Below are 22,161 nucleotides of genomic sequence, written 5' to 3'. Positions count from 1 at the left end.
CCCACATGACGTATAAGACATGTTCATAGGACTATATGTTTGCTATAACTAATTATAAAGCTTTATATATAAGCATTATGAACTATTTAATAACATTTAATTTCTTAGGAAGCCTAAAAGGAGGGATGATTGTGAAGAAAGATGAGATGCTTGCTGAACGTATTGGGCAGTACATCAAAGGCTTGCGTCTTTATCTCGGGTTAACTCAAGAGAAAGCGGCAGAGCTTTCTGAAATCGCACCAGCAACATGGATTCGAATTGAAGGAGGGAGAATTCCTAAGTTGAAAACAATTTTAAAAATCTGCAATGGACTCGAGGGAGAGGCAAAAAATCAAGGAAGAGAAGAAATGCTTTGCGGAAGACATATTGATTTACTTTATAAAATATTGGACTTTTACCAGGAGGTGTTTAGTGATGATAATTGATATAAACGATTATTTAAGGCGATTTGTTAACGCATACCTCAGTGGTGCCGAGAAGAATTCTATTAACGCTATTCGTTCAGGCAAAATTATTAACAATATCCACAACTATGTCATTGATTACTTGAAATACAAAAAAGTAAGAGAGGAATACATAACACCAGAAAAGAAGTGCAAGGGATACTTCAAAACGAAGAAACAAGATATACTCGTAACAAAATCCCAATCAAAAATTTGTTTTGAACCAGAACTATCTATTAATGTTAGATCTCAGATGAGTTCAATACAAAAGAATTACGATACTCTATACGAGAGGTTGATTGCAGAAGCAGTAAATCTACATGAAGAATATCCCAACCTTGTTTGTGGATATCTTTACTTGCTACCAACGATAGGACTAGATTCAAAAGATTTGTCCAAGGGAATAATTAACCCGAGGGAACAATACAATCTCGAACAATATATTGAATCTTTCTTAATAATCTCTGGCAGACATTCTAAAGAAGATGCTATATATAAGTATGAAGCTTTTGGATTAATACTTATAGATTTAGATAGTAATGGTAATTTTAAGTTAGTTACAGATTTGGATTATTTAGTTGCCATCAAAAGAATAAGTAAAAAGTTTGCTGATGAATTCAGGGTACGCTTTAATGAGTTAAGTCCATTGCTATTTATGGAACGCTTAATTAAAGAATATGATCATAGAAAGGGGCTTAGAAATATTTTAGAATAAAAATCTAACGATATGCGTAGAAGCAACAAGCAACTTGAACTAAGTATTCAAAATAAAAAGAAGCGCTTTTTGTATGCTAACTCAACTTATGCACTTCGAGTTAACAGAATGAAGAAAAGAAAACAAGATTATTGAAAAAGGCATGGAACCATCGTATATTCGAAGTTGACAAAAACATACGAAAGGATGGTTCCATGCCCACTACGAATAGCTCACAGATTCTCCCAGATGTCATTAAGCATCTTCACTTTGCTCGTAAAGAACAGGAGAGATTCGTTCTCAGCTATCCCTCTGCTTTTCTTCTTGCCCTAACCATTAAGAACACAAAGAGGTTGGCTAAGCTGTGTAATTGTTCCCAGTCTTCTGTCTCGAGATTTCTCAATACCGATTCCATTTCCACCAGAACATTGTCTTACTCAAGAGTCAGATTTGTTTCGGATTTCTTAGCAAGAAATGCCTTGAATCCCAAATACATCATCTTTGATGAGACGGTAATCAAAATTTCTCTCTGTTCTTTTCTTTAAGAACGGAAAAGAACCTGACAAAGATACAACAATACGAAAGTCAAGCTTGTCTTTCACAACACACCACAGGAGAACAGAGTGATCCTTTGTAGTGATACATCCATGGCTGAGCAGAAAATATTCGAGCATTATTCGAGAAGAAACTACATCGAGACCTATTTCAAAGAAGTCAAACAGAACTTTGGGTTGAAAGCACAGGTCTTTTCGACGAGGAGTATTAATAGACATGTCGAATTAGTACAGCTTGCCTTCACTGTATTAATGTTAGCGAGATTCTATCGCTCTGTCAAAGACCGTATTGTACTAAGAGATTTCCTCAGATTCAACTATTTCTTTTGGATCGCTATGAGAATGTTTGACGTTGGTTATCTCGTGCGGCCTCATCCTTTGGAGTTCTTTGTTAATTCAAAGTGTATAAGTTGAGATATTTGTTCTTATTATTTCTTATTATAATATTATAATATTCGTCTTCATTTAGATTCGAACATAAACATCATCAAGTATATCAAGGTATGGTGGGACTAAATATTTTTATAGGAGGGTGATTCCTGTGGGTACATATCATAAGGCCCTTATCTGTAAGAACGGTCATATTATTACTGACACTATTGATACTCAGCCAGAAAAGTATGAAAAGTATTGTTCAAAATGTGGGGCAGAAACTATTAAAAAGTGTGAACATTGCGGTGCTTTTATTCGAGGTGATTACGAGATTCCGGGATTCGTTACTATTGGTTTTCCTCCGGAACTTCCTAAGTATTGTCATAACTGTGGTAAACCCTATCCTTGGACAGAAAAGTCGATTGAAGCGGCTAAGGAATTGTTAATGGAATTAGATAGTGGCTATGGAGAGGATTTTTTGAACAAAACTGTTGAGGACTTAATTAGTGATGATCCTGAAACAAAGGTTGCGATTGTACGAATTAAGAAAATGTTGGCTAAAGCTAGTCCCGAGATTGGAAAACTTTTAAAAGATATACTAGTTGGTGTTGTTTCGGAGGGAGTTAGAAAAATGATTTGGGGTGCATAAAAAAGCGAAGTATAGATAGACAAACAAACTACGTATAAATCAGTAGCATTGTGACACACAAAAACCATAAGAAATAGCTTTTGTAAACGCTAAAGTAAAAATGGACCCTCGAAGCATTCTATCCCTGATGCAGCTTGGTTCGTCCATGTGCCAGCATACTTACTCATAGGATCTTTAACCTTGGGGGTTAAAAATTTGTTCGTATTATTTCTTAATTTTAATCTTAGCACTTTCAGTTCTTTTCCAAACATAATCAATGATTATTAACTGATTTATAGAAATAGGGACAGACTCTTGTATAAAGTCAATAGCTTATTTATCCAGGGAGACTATAAGGAATTAACCCGCTACCTCCTTGAGGTATTTAATGTTCTTCTTCTGAAACTCCTTCTAGATATGTCAAGATTTAAGGCATTGTGTGTGATTCTAACTAACAATGCCATAGTTAAGCTTTTTACATGGAAACCTGTGTTTGGCTTCACAACCAATTTACTAAGTTCCCATGCTTTTTCTAATAATCTTCTTTACTCTTTTATCTTCTAAGTGTATAGTTAGGATGAAATATTTAGAATTATAAATATCTATTTATGCTCTTCTTCCCGCGACCATTTTTGTCCATCCATGAATACAATTTCATCTATTTCTACTTCTGCTTTTGTAACTATATCATTTACTGCCCAAGCAAATAAACGCGTTTCCCCAGGTGAAATGTTCAACTTTTGTGCAATGTAAGAAACATTTGAATCATAAACATCTCCAAAATCGTTATAAAAAGTTCCAATTAGTGAAAGAGCCTTTATAGCTTTGTCTGATATATTTTGCAACTCTACTTCTAAAGAATTTATTCCTTCGTAGTAGTTTGTATGAACTAACAAAAGTTTCAAAGGACAATTATCAGCTGGTTCTTTTATTCCTGAAATATCAAGTTCATACCTACCAAAGATATCTTCGAAGTCTTTGTTTAGTACATAATCAAACACAACCCAATCATAATACTGAAGCGAAATATCGATTATAAGCTTTAAATTTGCAACGCTATTATTATTTGGAAAAACCAAATATCCTCTAACCAATGAATTACCGAAAACTTCTCCAGAAAAATGCTTGACAGTCACCGGAACAAGCATACCAGGGAGATCATCTTCATAATATCTAAGAAATAAAGCATTTAAGTATTTTGGTTGTAGATTTTTTATTCCAGGTTCAGGCAAAGCAGAAAAAATTCCTTCATCGCTTTTAAGAAAAATATTGCTTCCAGCAAATACTAGTGTATCAGTATAATTTTGTATGAATGAGATATCAACTATTGTATAATCATTAACTACTTCGATTGAATGAACACATATCTTTAGCTGATCAATAACAAATATTCTGTAATTTTTGCTTTCTGGATTAATTGATTCAATTTTTATGGGTACATAATTTTCATTCCCAACGCTCGTAGGATGCTCTTTTTCAACAGAACAAGAACTAAAAAAGGCAACAATAACAAAGATAATTAACAAAGCAAAAGCACTTTTTAACCTTGACATGAAATCCCCCCTTTTTAAAATGCCCATTTTTCAGTTTACTACCATTCGCACACCTTTATGATAGGTTAAATCAAAACAATTACCATTATCATGGTAACATTATAATTACTATAATTCCAACAATACTCATTAGTGGTTAGGTTAATATCTACAAGTTAAAGACTTATCATGTGTGGAATGTTAAGGAATAAGGAAAAAGGCAAGAGAAGGAGACCAATTATGAGAATTCAAGGGCAAGACAAATTAATAGGAACACACTGTACTGTCTTTTCACCTCTGTTTTCTCAAGAAGGAATTTTGCCATGTCATTGAAAATTAGATAGGCAAGGTTCACCAAGACAAGCCAGCGATTTTGACCATCTTCAGAAGAGAATTTGGCTTTTCCAAGAGAGAAATTCTGTTTGGCTGTCTTGAAGAAAGATTCGACTGACCATCTGTGCAGATAACATTGGACAATATCTTCAGATGAATTTCTATGTCTAAAGAGACAAGAGAAGCTCTCCTTTACATACCAGGGAATAAAACGTTTTGAAAGACTCATGTATGATATGATAAGCAGAATAAACTTTCAATGTTATCTCATCTGCGAATAGCTATCAATTGCTTTTGGGCGAGTAAAGGGGCAATATCACATGTGCGAAAATATTGATGAAGTTACTCTTTATTCAGATATCAGTGCCATCTTGCACAAGCTAAAATTGGGTGTATAAACTATTTTAAGAGAGCATTTACAGGTATGCACCTTCATGGTTCATTGGCGAGCGGTAATTTCAATCTTAAGAAAAATAGGGACAGACTCTTTTTTAATCCGAGATTCGGTGACTAAAAACCGTTTACCGTCGTTCGTTTTCCGTTATCCGATAAGAACCATCGTGGGAAGAGTGGGTTTGGGGTCTGGTTAGGGTCTAGGGTTTAGGGTCTGGGGTATAGAAAAAACCGAGAGCCCGAGAATCGAGAACCGAGAGGGTGAGAGAACGCAAAGGGCACGTAATATGCTGACTTTGTGAAGAACCGTTTGCCGTTGGACGTTAACTGATAAACACAGAAGAATGAGATTGGATTTGATGATTGGAGAATAGATCAAAAAAACACTATATCATGTATAGAAAGAGCGATATGGGTATTATTTTTATCTCTAGTGTTCTCAATGAAAGAAGCTTCATCATTGAAAACCCTGAGTTATCTGAGAGTATTGAAAGGATTCACACTCCACAAATTTCCAGAAATTTGTGGAGTGCTACTCCTCAAACATCTCACTTGAAACGGAGCATTTTCCACTTTCCGATTTCTCGAAATCCCAGGCGGTTGTAGATTTTTCCGGCTTTGGGGTTGTCATAGAACAAGCAGGGAGTTTTACCCTCAGCCAGCAAATCCGAACATAACTTTGACATAACTTTAGAAGCGAAGCCCCGATTCCTGTAATCTTTGTGAGTCGCAACTCCTATAATCATTGCAAGGTCGGATGTCTCAGCAGTGCTCGCAGCTGTCGAAACTATTTTTCCATCTTTCTCAAGGATATACCGCCTTGTAGTGCCATCTTTTATTGAAGCGATAAAAGCTTCTTCGTCCTGTTCGTGAAACTCCTCTATTGTATCGAGCAAATCAAGCAGTTTTCTAGCATCTTCAACAGAAGCTCTTCTTATTGGGAGAGTATTTTCTTCAAGCAATGGCTCTCTAAGAACCGCAAAGTGCATGGTCGATTCTTCATTGATCATGTCTCGAAGGAAGGGACTGATTTTATCAATACAACAGGCCTTTCCACTCAGGACCGTTGCCTGATCGAAACCTCTTACTATTTCCGCAGCGCTCTTATAATCCATTTCACCAGGTGAATAGATAACAAAATTCCGGTAATACCTGAGAAGTACACCCCTGGGTTGCTCTATTTGCCCATCTACAAAGATTTCCATGTAATCAGCATCGGGCTTTGCGTTTTCGATATCGCCGATTATAAACAGATTAAACTCTTTTTCTCTCGAAAGGAATGGAAAGAGTTTTTTTGCTTCGCTAATCGACACCTTTTTCATCATCTCACCTGCCTTACTCTGAATCCAATTGCTAATATTTCCCCTATTGTTCTTAATCAGCATTAGCTCAAATTCAATACCACAAGCAATTTTTTTGAGAGTATAACATAAAATGGCTCTGAGTATAAGCCATAGAAATCACTGAATCTTTATCATATGACAGGCTCTTATCTACCATTTTCTTCAAGAACCTTTTGAAGAGCTTTCTCGGGTATGGGATCGGATTCACCGATTAACCATGAGATCGTTTCTTTAAGGCTCAAGCTTATGGGAATATCTGGCTCTATATGTCTTCCCTCTTCAAGAAGGAAGATCCTCGCTTTTGATAAAGCTGCAATACATTTTTAAGCATAAGACTTATTTATAATTAGCGACTCTTCCCCCGAGCATTGCCACTGCCAGAATCATTCTGAGCACATCCGGATAATTTGATGAAATAAATTTAACTGTTCTCCCACCAGTCCTTTCAAGACCCGGAATCACTGAAACCGCATCAGCGATCACCGTGGTGCAAAGATCTATCTCAAGAACAGTTTCAGGAGCTGGCTTCAAAGGTTTGAGGTCTGGTAACTTTGACAGCAGTTCCTTAAAGGCCTTTGAGTAGTTTTCTTTAACGATGTCCGGGTGATAGACCTTCGCTGAAAATCTGCCTAACCCTTCTTTTGTTTGTACATAGGGAACATCTATAAAGTCCTTGAGTTGCTGCTGGAGAACATCGTCCCCCGATATGAGGCCAACAGGCACACCGTACCAGCCGGCGAAGTAGGAGTTTATTTCAACTTCCCCTACTTCGATTCCATTTAGCCTTACGTTGTAAATCACAGATGGTGAATACGAATGATCCATGATTCCTCGCCAGGAACCTATTCTGGCATGGTATCCAATAAACATTACCAGATCAAAGGAACTGTCAAGCCCTTCCATCATATAAAAGGGCCTGGGATAACCTCTTATCCAATTGACCCTTTTGTCATTGATGGCACCATAGCGCAGGTTTTCTCCCCTCGCGTGGGAATCGCAAATCACTATTTCCTCTATCTGGTCGTTTAGAGGAGAGTTTTGGATTTCCTGCACCAACCAGTTCAGTTCAGTATCCTGCATGGCAGTCCATTCTTTCCTTGAAGGAGGTTCCATCTCGTTCCATGAAACAACCCCGGCAACACCTTCCATATCCGTGGAGATGTAGATTTTCATCGTTCTCTCCTCCTTTTTTATCTAGTTTTAAGCACCATCATAATCATAACACCCTCAAAATGACAAAAGAACTGGATGAATTTTTAGATTGTAAAATCGCTCATGTTATTTGACAACATGAAAACCATCATGTCGCGATAAAAGCTCGGTGTTCATACACAAGCCTGTATTTGAGATCAAACAAATCCTGGAACGGGTTAGTTAAATGGTTTGGTTGTTACTACCAAATTGGTATAATTAATCATTGCCCGTTGAAAATTGCAAAACTCAACTTCTGTTATTTTACCTGCGATTTTTTGTTCAGGCTTCTTATACTGTTTTTGATGCATGATAAAAAAGGAGGTGAAGTATCATGATCGCTTTGGTGGTTGACTCAGGGTGCGATTTGCCCGCAGAATACGTCAAAAAGGAATTTGTGGAAGTTGTGCCTTTAAAGATATTGCTTGATGATAAGGAGTACAAAGATAACGAAAATTTATCGACGGAAGCTCTGCTTTCTTACATGGAAAATGCCCTTCCGAAAACCTCTTTGCCCTCTTTTGATGATGTATATTCCCGCTTTGAGAGATTATATGAAAAAGGGTACAGAGAAATAATAAGCATGAACATCTCCAGCGGTCTCAGCGGTACTCATAATTTTTTCAAACTCGTGGCAGGTCAATTTATGGAAAAGCACGATGATGCAAAAATAGAACTCATAGACACTAAAAACATCTCCATAGGGGCGGGTTTTATTGCCATAAGGGGCATAAACATGATAGAAAAAGGCGATAAGTTTGCTGAGGTTGTCAAAGCTTTGAAAGAATCCATAAAAAAGTCGAAGGTCTTTTTCTGTGTACCCACGCTGAAATATTTGAAAGCCGGTGGAAGGATAGGAAAAGTCAGTGCCACTATTGGTGATATTTTGAACATGAAGCCGATCATTACAGTGAATGAAGAGGGGATTTATCACAGCGTTGCAAAGGCAAGAGGGATGCAACGCGCTATCAAAGAGCTTTATAGAAAACTAAAAGAATTTATCGGTACCTCAGAAGTTGAACTTGCAGCCATCTACACTTCGGACAACAGTGAGGAAACTAAGAAACATGTGGCCTTTTTGAACAAGAGCTTTTCTGCCGATGGGATCAAAGATATTATCTATGGAAGCGTTACCCAGTCATTGGTTTGCCATACAGGTGTGGGCCTTGTGGGAATCGGTGCCTTATTGAAATAGGTAATATTATCGAAATTCCTGAAGGGGACAAATCGTTAAAACTCTTTTTTCGAGAATTCTTTGACCGTTTTTTTGAAAAGAAGATAAAGGCAAGTCAATGAAACAGCCAGCGCGACAAAGGGGATAGAACCGGTATAAAAATTAATCAGGTCCACTTCTGAAAAGTTCATCGCTTTTTTGAAAAGAAGGTTAGACCACATCGGAAAGCTCAGTACCAGCATGTATGTCAGTATGGTCGGAACAAACATCACGCTGTATTCCAGCTTGAATATAAATACATACAGAATTCCCACCAAAATGCCAAATGAAAAAGCAAGGCTTACTGCGCCTAGCACGATTTTTGAATAGATACCTCCGAGAATGATAAAATAAGCCAACCATATGGCAAAAGCAGTAATAACCCCGGGTAGGAGAAAAGCCAGGAATTTTGCCTTCACTATCTCTCTCTTTTCCACTGGAAGCGTTCCAAGAAAATGATAACCTCTATTCTTTTCCTCGTACTTTTCATTGCCCATGGGAAGCCCGAAAACTGCCATCCCTTCAATTATAAAAATAAAATCTATAACAGACAGCGGCGAACGTTCCAGATCCCTTCCTGTGATAACGATATATACAGCCACAACCATTAAAATACCGAGGGAAACGAATAAGAGTATTACACCTAAGTTGGTCAGTTCTTTTTTCAGAAGCGTTAGCATTTCCTTATCCTCCTTCATCTATTCAAATATCTCGCTTTCACTTTAGCTGTTATAACCAGTAGTACGAAGTATATAAGAATTGAAACGATCACCATTGGCCATCTTGAAATTAATTCTGAAAGTCTTTCAAGATATTCCAGATTCTTTGTTCCATCTGTCGTTTGGAGTATAAGCAGCATTACAAATCCAGCGGTCCCAAACCCAAAGAAAAATATGTAAAGAAATTTCTCAAAGCCAAAACGCGCGATCCCCAGGTGAAATATTCCCCCTAATAACAGAGCAAGTTCTACGGAAATCACCATGGCACGACTGGAAAATGGCCCGATTTCAGAGAGCAAAATAAAAGGCAGGATTGCTGCAACATTTATTCCCAAGATTATCAGCAACATTACGAATTTCGCCGATATGACATCCAGTAGTTTCAAAGGCATTATCAACATAAAATCATATCCATGATACTGGCTCTCATAATTCTCAACTACGGAAATTGAAATGAAAACTCCCATTGTAACTATCAAGGCTCCCACCAGTGAGGCCAATATGCTGCGTACCTGTTCATCAGTATTTACATAAATCAGGCTCATCGTAAATATCGCTATCATCACCCAAAAAAGTACAAAAATTCTCACTTTGTAGAATTCTCCGACTAGTAATTTAAGCATCATTTTCGACATCTCCCAACAAGGCAAATGAGAATATCGTCAAGTCCCAAATTTTCGATTTTCACTTCGCCCTTGGAAATCAATGGAGCAAGAAAATCCCGGATTGCACTGTAATTGGAGGTGATTCCTGAATTTCCAAAAACAGTCGTCTTTCTTTCAAAAAGCGATCCCTGCAAATGATCTGGCAATACACCATCGGCATAATGAATTCTTTTCCATTCCGCAAGCAGGGTATCTTTTTCAGAATAAAGAATTATCTTACCGTCAAGAAGATACATCACATAGTCTGCTATACGATCGATATCCTCTGTAATGTGAGACGATATCAAAACGCTTCTTTTCTCATCTTCGGCGATATTACGCATTTCTTCAAGAATTTCTCTTCTAATGATGGGATCCAGTCCAGAAGTTGGTTCGTCGAGGAGCATAACCTTTGGATTATGGGCCATCGCCATGGCAAAGGAGAGCTTCACGCGCATTCCCTTGGATAATTCGCGCGCTTTCTTCTTGGGGTTTATCTGATACTTCTCAAGAAGTTTATAAAAGAGCCCATCGTTCCAATGGCTATAAAAGCCAGAGACAAATTTCCCCAACCAGCTAACCTTTTTGTCTTCGTAAAAGTACTGCTGTTCACCCACATAACCCACGTTGTCTTTTATCTCTCTTTCATGTTCGTTGAGATCCAGACCAGCGATCTTTACTAAGCCCGCATCGCGGTGAATCAGATTGAGCATTGATTTAATAAGCGTAGTTTTTCCTGCTCCGTTTGGGCCGATTAAACCCACAATGCAGCCCTCTGGAATCTCCAGATCTACGGGACCGAGTTGAAAATTTGTGTACTTCTTTATCAGACCCTTCACTTCTATTATTTTATTCATTATTTTTTGCCTCCCCATTTTTTCACTATTTGGATCACTTCTTCGGGATCGATAGAAAGTTCCCTCGCTATCTCCATGAGTTTTATAATTTCCTGCTGAAGTTCCTTCAGCTTTTGCTCTTTCAAAAGCTCAGTATTCACTTCAGCCACGTACGTTCCCTGTCCCTGATGAGTAGTAATGAGTCCCTCTTTCTCCAGATCGGCGTAAGCTCGTTTTGTGGTTATCACGCTCACGTTCAACTCTTTTGCCAGGGCTCTCACAGAGGGAAGTCTTGTGTTCGGTTTGAGCCTTCCGGAGATTATTTCCCTTTTTATCTGGTCTTTTATCTGTTTATAAAATGGGTCCGGATTGGTTGAAGAAATGATTATCATATAGGCCTCCAGTGTATATATCGTATATATACAATATATACTTTTTCGTTTTTGAGGTCAAGTTTGATTCTAAAGAAAAAACTCCCCAAATGGGGAGTTTTCAAAGTGAAAAATTTATTGGTTTCGAAAGGCTCTCATATTCCTCGATGTACGTTATCCCTGGTTAAAGTGCCAATATAAGGCCTCCCGGACCAGCATAAGTCGCGAAGGTTGGACCCATGCTATTGACTATTACCTCCGAACCGAATCGTTTCTCGATAACTTCTTTGAAATAGTTCGCATCTTCTATGTTGTCCACGTGGGTTATGCCAAATATTCTTCCGGGTTCAGGATTTAAGCTATCTATAATTTCCAGAATGGCTTCCCTGAATCTCTTCGTTCCGCGAACTTTTTTAAGCATTTTAACTTCACCCTGTACCCCATGAAGAATGACTTTTATATTCAACAGTTTTGCAACCGTTCCCTGAACTCTGTTGAGTCTTCCGCCTTTCACGATGTTTTCCAGTGTATTCAGAGGAATGATTATTTTTACCGACTCCCTGTATTTCTCGAGGATTTCAAGGATTTCCTTCATCTTCTTGCCTGCGGCAGCGAGGCGTGCGGCCATGAGTACCTGAATACCATGGGAAAGTGAACCGGCAAGAGAATCGAAGATTGTGGCTTTTTTCCCAATCAAATCATTCCCAACCATTGCCGATTGATATGTACCGCTCAGCTTCGAAGAAATCGTTATACACAGAGGTTCGTGACCTTCTTCAATAACTTCTTTGAAGGCTTCAGCAAAAAGAGCAGGAGAGGGTTGAGACGTTTTCGGAAGGGAGCGGGATTGTTTCATCTTTTCCCAGAATTCTTCAGCGGTAATGTCAACACGTTCTGTGTAACGTACACCACCGACCTCAACGGAAAGTGGGACCATATGAATCCCATATTCTCTTATGAATTCATCAGGAAGATCACAAGAGCTATCAGAAACGATCTTTATCATGTGGAAAACCCCCAGTATTCGAGGAATAAAGATACTTTATTATACCGCACGAGGCTATAATAGAAAAAATTCTAACAGATGTCTTCACTTGCATGTTTTAAGGAAGACTATAAAAATACAGAGAATAGTACATTCTAGAGTTAAATAAAAAACTAATATTCTATTCGAATTTCTCTTTAGAAATAAGACCGATTCTTATACATTCTTCGAAGATCTTGACCAGCCCCGCATTATATTTTATGCCTGCCAGCGATCTCAATTCTTCCAGAGCTTCACTCCAGCTCATAGCATCTCTGTATGGACGCTTTGAAGTCATGGCATCAAAACTATCTACAATTCCTATTATCTGGGCTTCCAGAAGTATCTCATCGCCTTTTAAACCCTGGGGATATCCGGAACCATCTATACGCTCATGATGCTGGAGAATGATATCAGAAATGTCTTCCAGGAATGTTTTCATTACCATTTTTGCTCCTACTGTCGGATGCTTTTTTATATACTCGAATTCTTCCGGAGTCAGCTTACCGGGTTTTTTCAATATTTCTTCAGGTACATCTATTTTCCCTACATCGTGAAATAGCGCCCCCATCAAAAGTTTTTCCATTCTCTCTTCAGAGAGTTTTATCATTTTGCCAATAGCGTACGCGAGATCTCTCACCCTTTTGCCGTGGCCGTGCGTATAAGCGTCTTTTTCTTCGACACGTTTCGCGATTTCTTTCAATTCTCGGATTTCTTCGCTGAGGAAAGTAAAAACCGGTTTTGAAGTGACATACAGGAGTATCGTATCTTCAAGCGTTCTCAACTCTACCGGTGATGTGAGATTATGAGCGTAAAAATAATCACCCTGCTCCAGGATGATTTCGCTGTCATCTCTAACACAGACGAGTTTTCCTTCTATAACGTAAAAGAACTCTAGCAGCTCGTCCTCATAAGGGTCTATAAAACTTATAGTACCTTTTCTTATTTTCTGTTTCAGGACTTCTACTCCATCTCCGTGTGCGAGTAAAGCGAGGGAAGCACTTTTCAACACAGCTTCTTCGATATGCTCATTTAGATTTCTCGCCACAAAATCAGCCATCTTTTCCTCCGTACTAATATAAATTGCGTTGATCTCTTTATCATATTACCACGCTATTATTTTCATCTTCAGCTTTTAAATGAAACATTTTTAAAAATAAAAACCCCGCACGAAGCGGGGAGGGTGTTTTTTTATTTCGATTTAGTCGTCTATAACTCTCAGAGGGTCTACTATAAATATCTGGTTTCCAAGTACAACTTCAACAGGGTAGCACTCAACTGTTACTCCTTGTTTTTCCGCCCATTTTATCACCGATGTGGAAATCGCACTTGTCATTTTCACAAGGGCTTCGCCTATGCTTTGGACGGCTTCATCGTATCCTTCAGCATCTTCGTTCAGATTTGCTACAATCTGAACAGCCTGATCTATCAGAGATTCAATCAGGGAATTCGCCCGCTCAACCACACTAATCACATTATCCTTGCTACCAGCGAATGCTATTTGACCTGCGATTAGAAATACCGCCAACATCACCAGCACGACGGCTTTCCTCTTCATGAAAGCACCCCCTACATAAGATTAATACAGATGACTAAAGCTATTATAACACATACAAACACGTACTCCAAATGTCGATAGTTACGGTTTCTTTACAATGTACATTGTCGACTTTATCGAGCAAACAAACGAACAAGCAAAGTTGAGCTTATTATTTGGCTTTCCACCGGTTCTTTTTGTGGAGAATACAGTAGTTTGATTTTGCTCAGGTGATAGAATAATTATTGAAAGAAGCGCAGAAAATCTATAAAATGGGGTGAGATTTTTATGATCACTAATTTTGATATTTCCCAGGCTATGACCGTTAAACTTGACCCTGTCCTTCCACCTGATCCTGAATTCCTTCCCAATATCAGGAGGGCCCCAAAACGAGAACTAACTTTAAGCAAAAAGGAAATCAAGCTTGCATTAAAAAACGCCCTTCGATATGTTCCTGAGGAACTGCACGAAAAACTCGCACCGGAGTTTCTCAACGAACTTCTCACCCGGGGAAGAATCTACGGTTATCGTTTCAGACCAAAAGGTGCCATAAAAGGCAAGCCAATCGACGAATACAAAGGCAGAACCCTTGAGGGGAAAGCTCTTCAGGTAATGATAGACAACAATCTCGACTTCGATGTCGCACTTTATCCTTATGAACTGGTCACTTACGGAGAAACAGGGCAGGTCTTTCAGAACTGGATGCAATACCAACTTACAAAAAAATACCTGGAAATCATGACGGAAGAGCAGACTCTTGTGGTCATGTCAGGACATCCACTCGGGCTGTTCAAATCTTCCCGGAACGCTCCGCGCGTGATTATCACCAATGCCCTCATGGTCGGAATGTTCGATAATCAAGAGAACTGGATAAAGGCGCAAGCGCTCGGCGTCGCGAATTATGGACAGATGACAGCAGGTGGCTGGATGTACATAGGTCCGCAAGGTATCGTGCATGGAACTTTCAATACTATTTTGAATGCAGGAAGGTTGAAGCTTGGCATACCCGAAGATGGAGATTTGAGAGGTTACCTCTTTGTTTCATCTGGATTGGGTGGAATGAGCGGCGCTCAGGGTAAAGCAGTAAGAATCGCCAACGGAGTAGGAATAATTGCCGAGGTTGATTATTCCAGAATACAAACGAGACTCGAACAGGGGTGGATTGATGTAGTTATTGACGATCTGACTGAAGTCTTTGAGACTGCCATTGAGCATAAGAAAAATGGTAAAAGTATATCTATAGCTTACTACGGTAACGTAGTTGATCTTCTCCAGTATGCAGTGGACAACAACATTCATATCGATTTGTTGTCTGACCAGACTTCCTGCCACGCGGCTTACGAAGGTGGTTACTGCCCTCAGGGTATTACTTTTGAAGAGAGAACCGAACTTATCAGAACGAACAAACATAAATTTAAAGAGCTCGTCGATAAATCTCTCAGAAAGCACTTTGTGCTAATTAAAACTCTGGTCGAGCGCGGAACGTATTTCTTCGATTACGGAAATAGCTTTATGAAAGCCGTTTTTGATGCTGGTGTGAAGGAAATTGCGAAGAATGGTGTCGATACGAGTGACGGATTTATCTTTCCTTCGTATGTTGAGGACATCATGGGTCCCATGTTATTCGACTACGGCTACGGACCCTTCAGATGGGTATGTCTCAGCGGGAAACATGAAGATCTCGTCAGGACGGATAAGGCAGCGATGGAATGTATCGATCCAAACAGGTGTGGTCAGGATAGGGATAATTATATCTGGATAAGGGATGCCGAAAAGAACAACCTCGTTGTGGGTACACAGGCCAGGATACTTTACTCCGATGCTGAAGGTAGAATGAGGATAGCCCTGAGGTTCAATGAGATGGTCAGAAAAGGGGAAGTCGGTCCCATTATGATCGGTAGAGACCATCATGATACAGGTGGCACAGATTCCCCCTTCAGGGAGACGTCGAACATCAAAGACGGAAGTAACATAATGGCAGATATGGCGACTCACTGCTTTGCTGGCAACGCGGCAAGGGGCATGACCCTTGTTTCACTTCACAACGGTGGTGGTGTGGGCATAGGTAAAGCGATAAATGGCGGCTTTGGGCTCGTACTGGATGGTAGCAGACGCGTAGATGAAATAATCAAAACAGCGATTGCTTGGGACGTGATGAGCGGTGTCGCAAGACGCGCATGGGCTCGCAATGAACACTCGATAGAAACCGCTATTGAGTACAACAAAAAGAATGTTGGCGAAGATCATGTAACTCTCCCGTATCTCGTTGACGACAACCTGATCGATAGACTTGTGGAAAAAGTTGACCTCTGATGAAGCCGGGGAGTAATCCCCGGCTTCATTTTTCATTCATATAAGTCAATTTCCCTTCCAGGAATTCTTCATAACGCGCCAGAACAAAAAAAAGATCGGAGAGCCTATTAACAAATTTCATGAGTTCCCGGGACACATCTTCTGTCCTTGAAAGGTTCACTATTCTCCTTTCTGCTCTTCTCGTTACTGTGCGACACACGTCGAGCTTCGCTGACTGGATTGTCATGCCTAGAATAACGAATCCTGTTAAATTCAACTTATCCTCAAAATAGTGAATTCTATCCGTTAGCCATTGAACATCTCTTTCTGATACGGGTTTTGTATAAGTTTTGCTTTTTGACGCAAGCTGACCGGCAACTTTGAATAGAGCTCGCTGTAGTTCCAGTAATAATTCTCTTACATCTTCTGATTTGCAAAAGTGAAACGCTTCAGCAATATGGGAACTGAGCTCATCGATTGTTCCATAGGCCTCCACTCTTATATCGTCCTTATAAACCCGTTCACCGCTCCAGAGGCTGGTTTTTCCGTCGTCACCACTTCCGGTTGAAATACTCACTTTATCACCTCCCGTGCTATTATAATCTTATCAGAGGGTCTTCAAATGGGGGGGAACTTATGTCGATAGCTGTAGTGATTTTGAGTGCACTTTTGGTTCTGCTTCTATACATTTTGTTCAGGGTAACGCGCAAAATGGAAACACGGAGCACTTCCATAATCAGCAGGATAGAAAAAATACCTGAGCTTAGTACCGCTAAACTGACGATAACTCAGATCTACGAAGTGGAGAAAAAGAGTGTGATTCCTGGTTTAACAGGTAAATATACCTTGGTAATTCCCGTTACGGTTCGTGGAGTTTTTGATCTCTCGACATTAACAGAGGAACGACTTGAAATCAACGAAGATAACCAAGTAAAGCGTATAAAACTATGCCTCCCACTGCCAAATCTTGAAATTATGGTACCTTTAAAACAGCTCACAAATATAAAGGTAATAAACGAAAGTGGAATGCTCATAAAAATATTCGGTGCAAAAGACATGCTCAAGTTTCTCAAAGAACACACAGATTCGATCAGAGAAAAGGTCATTGAAGAGGCGGATAAGACCGGCCTCATTGATATTGCTAAAGATAGCGCAAGAAATTTTTTCCACGGGCTTTTGCTTGGTATGGGTTTTGATGAAGTAGTAATTTACTTCGATGAGGATACTCCCCTCGAAGAGCACATCGGACCATTGAAGATTCAAAACTAATTCGAAAATCGTGGAAGGGAGATGTGTTATGTCTTATTTACGAAACTTTATGGAACAGGAAGTAGTCCCTGCCCTGGGATGCACTGAACCGGCAGCAATAGCACTTGCTGTAGCAAGGGTGAAAGAACTTTTTGAAAATACAGAAGAGCTAGAGGTTGAAGTGAAAGTTAGCACAAACGTTTTCAAGAATGGTATGTATGTGGGCATACCAGGTATGAACGGCGAAAGGGGTAATCAACTGGCCGCAGCACTTTCGCTGCTCTGTGGTAAATCCTCATACGGACTCGAGGTCCTCAAAGATTGTTCGTCAGAACATTCGAAGGCCGCCAGAGAACTCATTGATAGCGGAAGGGTTCATATCACATGTATAACGAATCGTGACGGGGTTTATATAGAAGCGCTCGCGAGAAGTCGTTCGCACGAAGGATACTGTGTTATCGAAGGACATCACGATTGCATAGTAGAAATTGGTTTTGATGGGAAAGTCATATTCAAAAAAGATGTGGAAAAAACAGAAACTGTTCCCACTCTCGCAAGTATAGATGAGGTTTTTGAGCTTCTAAGAGAAGCGAGCACCGATGAACTTAACAAAGCTTATGAAGGCTATGAAATGAACAAATCAATGGCTGAATTCGCTACTGCTAACAAGAAGTATGTTTGTCTTGGTGTTGAAAATTCCATCGAATCGAAAATCAGGCGCTATTGCATTGAAGCCTCAGGGGCGAGAATGTCGGGTGTTAAAAAACCCATTATGACCACCAGCGGCAGCGGCAATCAGGGCATTGTTGCTACGATTCCTGTGGGGCTTGTTGGAGAGAAAATAGGTGCCAGTAAAGAGAAGATTTCGAAAGCCATTATCCTATCCCATTTGTTTGTTGGATACATTAAAGGGAAGTTAGGACGATTAACTCCAACCTGTGGGGCCACTAATGCAGCGGCACCAGCAGCAGCGGCCGGGATAACTTATCTGCTGGGGGGATCGAAGGAACAAATAATAAACGCAGCCCAGACTGTTCTAGCTGGAACGACGGGAATGCTTTGTGATGGCGCAAAAGAGAGCTGCGCTTTCAAAGCTGGTTTTGGTGGAAGCATTGCATTCAGCTCCGCGCTTCTCTCGCTGGAAGGAAGAGGTGTAAAAAGCAACCAGGGACTGGTTGGAGATTCCATTGAGCGAACACTCGAAAATATCAAAACTGTCAGCACTAAGGGAATGCCAGACATAGAAAACATTATGATAAACCTCATCGCCCGACAACAATGATTTTAATTTCACTTTAATTTCCCCCTGTTACTCTTCAAACAGGGAGGTGGTGCTATGAAGAGAATGTATCTATTGTCACTTGTTGTGTTGTTAGCGCTTCTGGTTTCAGGTTGTTTCCTGTTCCCACTTGCCAGAAGTGGAAGCTTATCAGTATATCTAACAGATGCCGTTGCAAACATCGATGACCTGGAGCGTCTCGATGTGCAAATAGACGCGGTAATACTCAAATCAGATGATGGAATTTTGGTTGTGACAGACGAAAGTACTGTCGTAAACATATTGGACTTAGTTGGGGAAGAAATTACGCTCGCAACTGTCGATGGTACAGGAGTTTACGATCAGCTGCAGTTTGATGTAAGTCAGGCTACAGCAACTGTTCTAGGAAAAGAATATCCAGTAGAAGTAAGTTCTAATAGCTTTAAATACAATTTTAAAGAACCCCTGGAATTCTCTGAAGATACAACTCTGGTTCTGGATTTTGACCTTTCTAAATCTCTCAAAGTACAGGGGAGATGGGATCCGGAAAACGTTGTTGGAAAACTCCATATGACACCAATTTTAAGTGCTCGCCATGGAAAACTTTATGATGTGGAAGGAAAAGTTACGCCACACGCCACCCAATTGCTCGTGGCGCTCTTTCCGGAGGAAGATAGTGAGATCTTGACTACCTTCACCCACCATGAAAACGCTAAATGGGACGAAGGCGAGTTCAGATTCCCCAAAGTGGAATCCGGGGAGTATATCCTGAAAGTCTTCGATGACTACTATACTGATGATGCAACTGATTTCGATATAACAACTCTCACCCCGATAGCAACTCAATCTGTAACAGTTCCCACGGATTATATAACTATCGAGCTCGAATAATTTGCAGGGGCCTTTCAAGGCCCCTTTTTGAGGTGATGTGATGAGATTAACTGTTTTTATCATCCTTATTCTCCTTTCCTGTGTACTGCTTGCAAAGACCGGTCTCAACTTGGAAGAATCTCTTGAGGTGATTACTTCTGTTGAATTGAAAAATCTACCGGAGACGAGTATCCTCGAAGTTATTTATGAATTGGGCAAAGATCAAATACGTAACATTTATGCTATCTACCCTGATCCAAACGGGAACTGGCAGATAATCACTGAGGACACTTCCTTAACTCTCGACGGATCAAATTTATCTCTCCTGGCTTCTGAGACACTTTCGGCTCCTGTGAAGGGAAAACCAGAAGTTTCAATAAACGATGCCCTTTCCCTCATTTTCCTATCAGAAGGTTATGAACCCCAAGCTATCTTTCTCGAAGAGATGGAAGACGGTTTGATCTGGCAGGTTATAGTCAACGACAATATTGTGAGTGTTGATTCAATTACTCCTGCCATACTAAGGAAGGAAAAACGGGAAGCAAAATTAAAAGAAATTCAGGAAAAGCTCGCAACTCGCACAAAAAAACACCCAGAAAAGCCAAAAGAACCCCCTTCGAAAAAGCCTGAACAACCTCCAAAAGGAAAAGGAGGGAAAAACAAGAAGTGAAAATCCTGATCGTAGAAGATAACGAGAGGCTGGCAGAGAATATCAAGGCGGGCTTCCGCGCTCACGGGTATCTTGTAGATGTCGCAACAACAGGAGAAGCTGGGTTGGAACTGGCATTGGTTACAGACTACGATGTGATAGTGCTCGATGTGATGCTCCCGGATATTTCCGGTTTTACATTTTGCGCATCTTTACGGGAAGAAAAAGCTACCCCTGTATTGATGTTGACTGCGCTGGGTGACATTGACAACAAACTGAAAGGCTTTTCTGTCGGTGCTGACGACTATCTACCAAAACCTTTCGATTTCAGGGAATTACTCGCCCGTGTAGAAGCGTTGATACGAAGAAATCAGCCCGATAAATCCGGAGAGCTCAGATACCTTGAACTGAAAATGGATCTCAAAGCGAGAGAGCTAAGATTCGGTGACAAACCTATAAAACTCAGTGCTAGAGAGTTCGGAATTTTAGAACTTTTTATGCGTTATCCGGGCACAGTATTCTCTAGAGAGCAAATAATCAACAAAGTCTGGGAAAGTCATTATGAGCCAAAAAGCAATATTGTAGATGTATATATTCTTTACCTTAGGAACAAACTGAAGCCTTTCGGTTATGATAGATATTTAGAAACCGTATCCAGAATTGGGTATCGACTTAAAAAGCCCGATGGTGATAACGGTGCTGAGCGTTAGAAGGAAGATCAACCTGCTGTACCTGGCGACGTATGTTCCCCTGATTCTACTGCTCATGTTTCTTCTGGTATTTTATGTTTATCAATGGAAGAGAAGCGAGACTGATTCGAGGATAGTTTCCTTCTACAATGACTTGTACAGAATTTATACACAGAAAGTACCCGGGAATGCCCTTTTGAGTTTGCCGGGAAGCGATAAGATGGCTTTTGAGATTTACAGTGACGGAAGACTCATAAGTAGCTTCCACGTAAATCCCGGTATGTTCATTGAGCTTCAAAAGAATGATAAAGCTGGTTTTTTTGACTTTCAGGAATTTAGAGTTTACGTAAACACAACAACCTTTGAAAACCATCGCATCACATTCATCACGGCTGAAAACATTGCAGCTGAAGTGAAGTATTTCAGAATGTTCTTCGTGATACTATTCTCAGGTACCGGTACAGTCATTCTCTTGATATGGTTTTTTGGAGAAAGAATAACCAAAAAATTGCTTACGCCTGTGGGCGAAATAGGTGCGTTACTTCAGAAAATAAGTGAGAAGGGAATCACGGGTAGGAGAATAAGAGTTAAAAAAACCGGGAGAGAGGTACTTGAGCTAGAGAAAGCCGTGAATCTATCTTTGGACAGGATAGAGGAACTCATAAATGAGATAAAAACCATCTCAATGAATATAGCTCATGAATTGAGAACACCCCTTGCTGCCGCCAAGTCATCCCTTGAGGTCGCTCTGTTCGATTCTAAAAACACAGAAGATTTCAAGAAAAGAATTGCTGAAAGTGTGGAAGAATTGAATAGGGTCATCGAGTTATCCAATGCACTACTCTCGATTTCTAAACTGGAAAACGGAGGAGGCTATTCTTTTGAAGAAATAGACCTCTCAGAGTTACTTGCCAGAGTTATCGAAAAACATATGACCATTCACAGGGAACTCGAATTTGATCTTGATCTTGAACCGATGGTGAGCCTGTTCGGTGATAAAACTCTCCTTGAATCCGCTGTTTCCTGTCTTGTAGATAACGCCTGTAAACACTCCACTGATGGTATTGTGAAAGTCGTGCTCAGACATTCAGATGATGTTGAAATTATCGTTTCCAATAAGGGTAGTCCAATTCCAGAAGAACTGCAAAACAGGATATTCGATAAATTCGTAAGGGGTAAAGATAAAAGCGGTGGAGTCGGTCTCGGACTATACATAGCATCAAAGATCGTTCGTTTTCACCGTGGAAAACTTTTGTATGAACATGAGAATGGAATGAACACCTTCAAAATGATACTTCCTGCGACTTTGTTATAGAACCCCGTTACGT

At 40.0% G+C, this 22,161-nt stretch carries 24 protein-coding genes; 12 read left to right on the top strand and 12 right to left on the bottom strand.

The window, feature by feature from the left end:
• Positions 1-131 precede the first annotated feature (131 nt).
• The 4 genes from IX53_RS09325 (at position 132) to IX53_RS09305 (ending at position 2,712) form a co-directional block, all read left to right on the top strand.
• Positions 132-425, top strand: coding sequence for a helix-turn-helix domain-containing protein (locus IX53_RS09325; protein WP_047755127.1), 294 nt, complete (start codon positions 132-134; stop codon positions 423-425).
• A complete protein-coding gene (locus IX53_RS09320) occupies positions 415-1,158 on the top strand; it encodes a hypothetical protein (RefSeq protein ID WP_047755126.1) in 744 nt (247 codons plus the stop codon). The genes IX53_RS09325 and IX53_RS09320 overlap by 11 nt, the downstream gene beginning before the upstream one ends.
• 626 nt (positions 1,159-1,784) lie before the next feature.
• Positions 1,785-2,105 (top strand): hypothetical protein, encoded by a 321-nt coding sequence (locus IX53_RS09310; RefSeq protein ID WP_047755124.1) that lies wholly within the window; start codon positions 1,785-1,787, stop codon positions 2,103-2,105.
• Positions 2,106-2,232: 127 nt separating this feature from the next.
• A complete protein-coding gene (locus tag IX53_RS09305; protein WP_047755123.1) occupies positions 2,233-2,712 on the top strand; it encodes a DUF2321 domain-containing protein in 480 nt (159 codons plus the stop codon).
• Positions 2,713-3,293: 581 nt separating this feature from the next.
• On the opposite strand, the gene IX53_RS09300 is transcribed toward IX53_RS09305, so the two are convergent.
• The 4 genes from IX53_RS09300 to IX53_RS09285 all read right to left on the bottom strand — a co-directional run bounded on the left by IX53_RS09300 (position 3,294) and on the right by IX53_RS09285 (position 7,465).
• Positions 3,294-4,244 carry a hypothetical protein gene (locus IX53_RS09300; RefSeq protein WP_047755122.1) on the bottom strand — a complete coding sequence of 317 codons (951 nt, stop codon included), beginning with the start codon at positions 4,242-4,244 and terminating at the stop codon, positions 3,294-3,296.
• A gap of 217 nt (positions 4,245-4,461) precedes the next feature.
• A complete protein-coding gene (locus IX53_RS09295; protein ID WP_047755121.1) occupies positions 4,462-4,785 on the bottom strand; it encodes a transposase in 324 nt (107 codons plus the stop codon).
• Positions 4,786-5,497: 712 nt separating this feature from the next.
• Positions 5,498-6,271 carry a GNAT family N-acetyltransferase gene (locus IX53_RS09290; RefSeq protein WP_047755120.1) on the bottom strand — a complete coding sequence of 258 codons (774 nt, stop codon included), beginning with the start codon at positions 6,269-6,271 and terminating at the stop codon, positions 5,498-5,500.
• Positions 6,272-6,628: 357 nt separating this feature from the next.
• Positions 6,629-7,465: a M55 family metallopeptidase gene (locus tag IX53_RS09285; RefSeq protein WP_047755119.1), complete on the bottom strand. Its 837-nt coding sequence runs from the start codon at positions 7,463-7,465 to the stop codon at positions 6,629-6,631.
• 352 nt (positions 7,466-7,817) lie between these two features.
• On the opposite strand from IX53_RS09285, the gene IX53_RS09280 reads away from it, so the two are divergent.
• Positions 7,818-8,678, top strand: coding sequence for a DegV family protein (locus IX53_RS09280; RefSeq protein ID WP_047755118.1), 861 nt, complete (start codon positions 7,818-7,820; stop codon positions 8,676-8,678).
• A 35-nt stretch (positions 8,679-8,713) separates the two neighbouring features.
• Here the strand turns inward: IX53_RS09280 and IX53_RS09275 are convergent, their stop codons facing one another.
• The 7 genes from IX53_RS09275 to IX53_RS09245 all read right to left on the bottom strand — a co-directional run bounded on the left by IX53_RS09275 (position 8,714) and on the right by IX53_RS09245 (position 13,848).
• A complete protein-coding gene (locus IX53_RS09275; protein WP_047755117.1) occupies positions 8,714-9,376 on the bottom strand; it encodes an ABC-2 transporter permease in 663 nt (220 codons plus the stop codon).
• Between the two features lie 14 nt (positions 9,377-9,390).
• Positions 9,391-10,041 (bottom strand): ABC-2 transporter permease, encoded by a 651-nt coding sequence (locus IX53_RS09270; RefSeq protein ID WP_047755116.1) that lies wholly within the window; start codon positions 10,039-10,041, stop codon positions 9,391-9,393.
• Positions 10,038-10,916, bottom strand: coding sequence for an ABC transporter ATP-binding protein (locus IX53_RS09265; protein WP_047755115.1), 879 nt, complete (start codon positions 10,914-10,916; stop codon positions 10,038-10,040). Before IX53_RS09265 ends, IX53_RS09270 begins: the two co-directional genes overlap by 4 nt.
• On the bottom strand, positions 10,916-11,287 hold the full coding sequence (locus IX53_RS09260) for a GntR family transcriptional regulator (RefSeq protein ID WP_047755114.1): 372 nt from the start codon (positions 11,285-11,287) through the stop codon (positions 10,916-10,918). The genes IX53_RS09265 and IX53_RS09260 overlap by 1 nt, the downstream gene beginning before the upstream one ends.
• A 163-nt stretch (positions 11,288-11,450) precedes the next feature.
• Complete coding sequence (locus IX53_RS09255) at positions 11,451-12,272, bottom strand: DegV family protein (protein ID WP_047755113.1); 822 nt, start codon at positions 12,270-12,272, stop codon at positions 11,451-11,453.
• A 160-nt stretch (positions 12,273-12,432) separates the two neighbouring features.
• Positions 12,433-13,350, bottom strand: coding sequence for an HD domain-containing phosphohydrolase (locus tag IX53_RS09250; RefSeq protein WP_047755112.1), 918 nt, complete (start codon positions 13,348-13,350; stop codon positions 12,433-12,435).
• 141 nt (positions 13,351-13,491) lie between these two features.
• Positions 13,492-13,848, bottom strand: coding sequence for a hypothetical protein (locus IX53_RS09245; RefSeq protein ID WP_047755111.1), 357 nt, complete (start codon positions 13,846-13,848; stop codon positions 13,492-13,494).
• Positions 13,849-14,115: 267 nt separating this feature from the next.
• On the opposite strand from IX53_RS09245, the gene IX53_RS09240 reads away from it, so the two are divergent.
• Positions 14,116-16,140 carry a urocanate hydratase gene (locus IX53_RS09240; protein ID WP_047755110.1) on the top strand — a complete coding sequence of 675 codons (2,025 nt, stop codon included), beginning with the start codon at positions 14,116-14,118 and terminating at the stop codon, positions 16,138-16,140.
• Between the two features lie 25 nt (positions 16,141-16,165).
• Here the strand turns inward: IX53_RS09240 and IX53_RS09235 are convergent, their stop codons facing one another.
• Positions 16,166-16,696, bottom strand: coding sequence for a cob(I)yrinic acid a,c-diamide adenosyltransferase (locus tag IX53_RS09235; protein WP_047755109.1), 531 nt, complete (start codon positions 16,694-16,696; stop codon positions 16,166-16,168).
• 59 nt (positions 16,697-16,755) lie between these two features.
• Between IX53_RS09235 and IX53_RS09230 the strand changes: the two genes are divergently transcribed.
• Genes IX53_RS09230 through IX53_RS09205 form a run of 6 tightly spaced genes read left to right on the top strand, consistent with a single transcriptional unit; the run spans position 16,756 to position 22,148 of the window.
• On the top strand, positions 16,756-17,388 hold the full coding sequence (locus tag IX53_RS09230; RefSeq protein WP_047755108.1) for a DUF4230 domain-containing protein: 633 nt from the start codon (positions 16,756-16,758) through the stop codon (positions 17,386-17,388).
• Between the two features lie 28 nt (positions 17,389-17,416).
• The gene (locus IX53_RS09225) at positions 17,417-18,649 is read left to right on the top strand and encodes an L-cysteine desulfidase family protein (protein ID WP_047755107.1); all 1,233 of its coding nucleotides are present in this window, start codon (positions 17,417-17,419) and stop codon (positions 18,647-18,649) included.
• Between the two features lie 54 nt (positions 18,650-18,703).
• Positions 18,704-19,516, top strand: a complete 813-nt coding sequence (locus IX53_RS09220) for a DUF4382 domain-containing protein (protein ID WP_053001285.1) — start codon at positions 18,704-18,706, stop codon at positions 19,514-19,516.
• A gap of 40 nt (positions 19,517-19,556) precedes the next feature.
• Positions 19,557-20,165, top strand: a complete 609-nt coding sequence (locus IX53_RS09215; protein WP_047755106.1) for a hypothetical protein — start codon at positions 19,557-19,559, stop codon at positions 20,163-20,165.
• Entirely contained in the window at positions 20,162-20,854 is a 693-nt protein-coding gene (locus IX53_RS09210) for a response regulator transcription factor (protein ID WP_047755105.1), read from the top strand. The genes IX53_RS09215 and IX53_RS09210 overlap by 4 nt, the downstream gene beginning before the upstream one ends.
• A complete protein-coding gene (locus tag IX53_RS09205; RefSeq protein WP_218916066.1) occupies positions 20,832-22,148 on the top strand; it encodes a sensor histidine kinase in 1,317 nt (438 codons plus the stop codon). The genes IX53_RS09210 and IX53_RS09205 overlap by 23 nt, the downstream gene beginning before the upstream one ends.
• The last annotated feature ends 13 nt before the right edge of the window (positions 22,149-22,161 follow it).

The sequence above is a fragment of the Kosmotoga pacifica genome, from assembly GCF_001027025.1.
Taxonomy (GTDB): domain Bacteria; phylum Thermotogota; class Thermotogae; order Petrotogales; family Kosmotogaceae; genus Kosmotoga_B; species Kosmotoga_B pacifica.
Note: the sequence above shows the minus strand (reverse complement) of the source record. Positions and strands in the feature narration are given on the sequence as shown.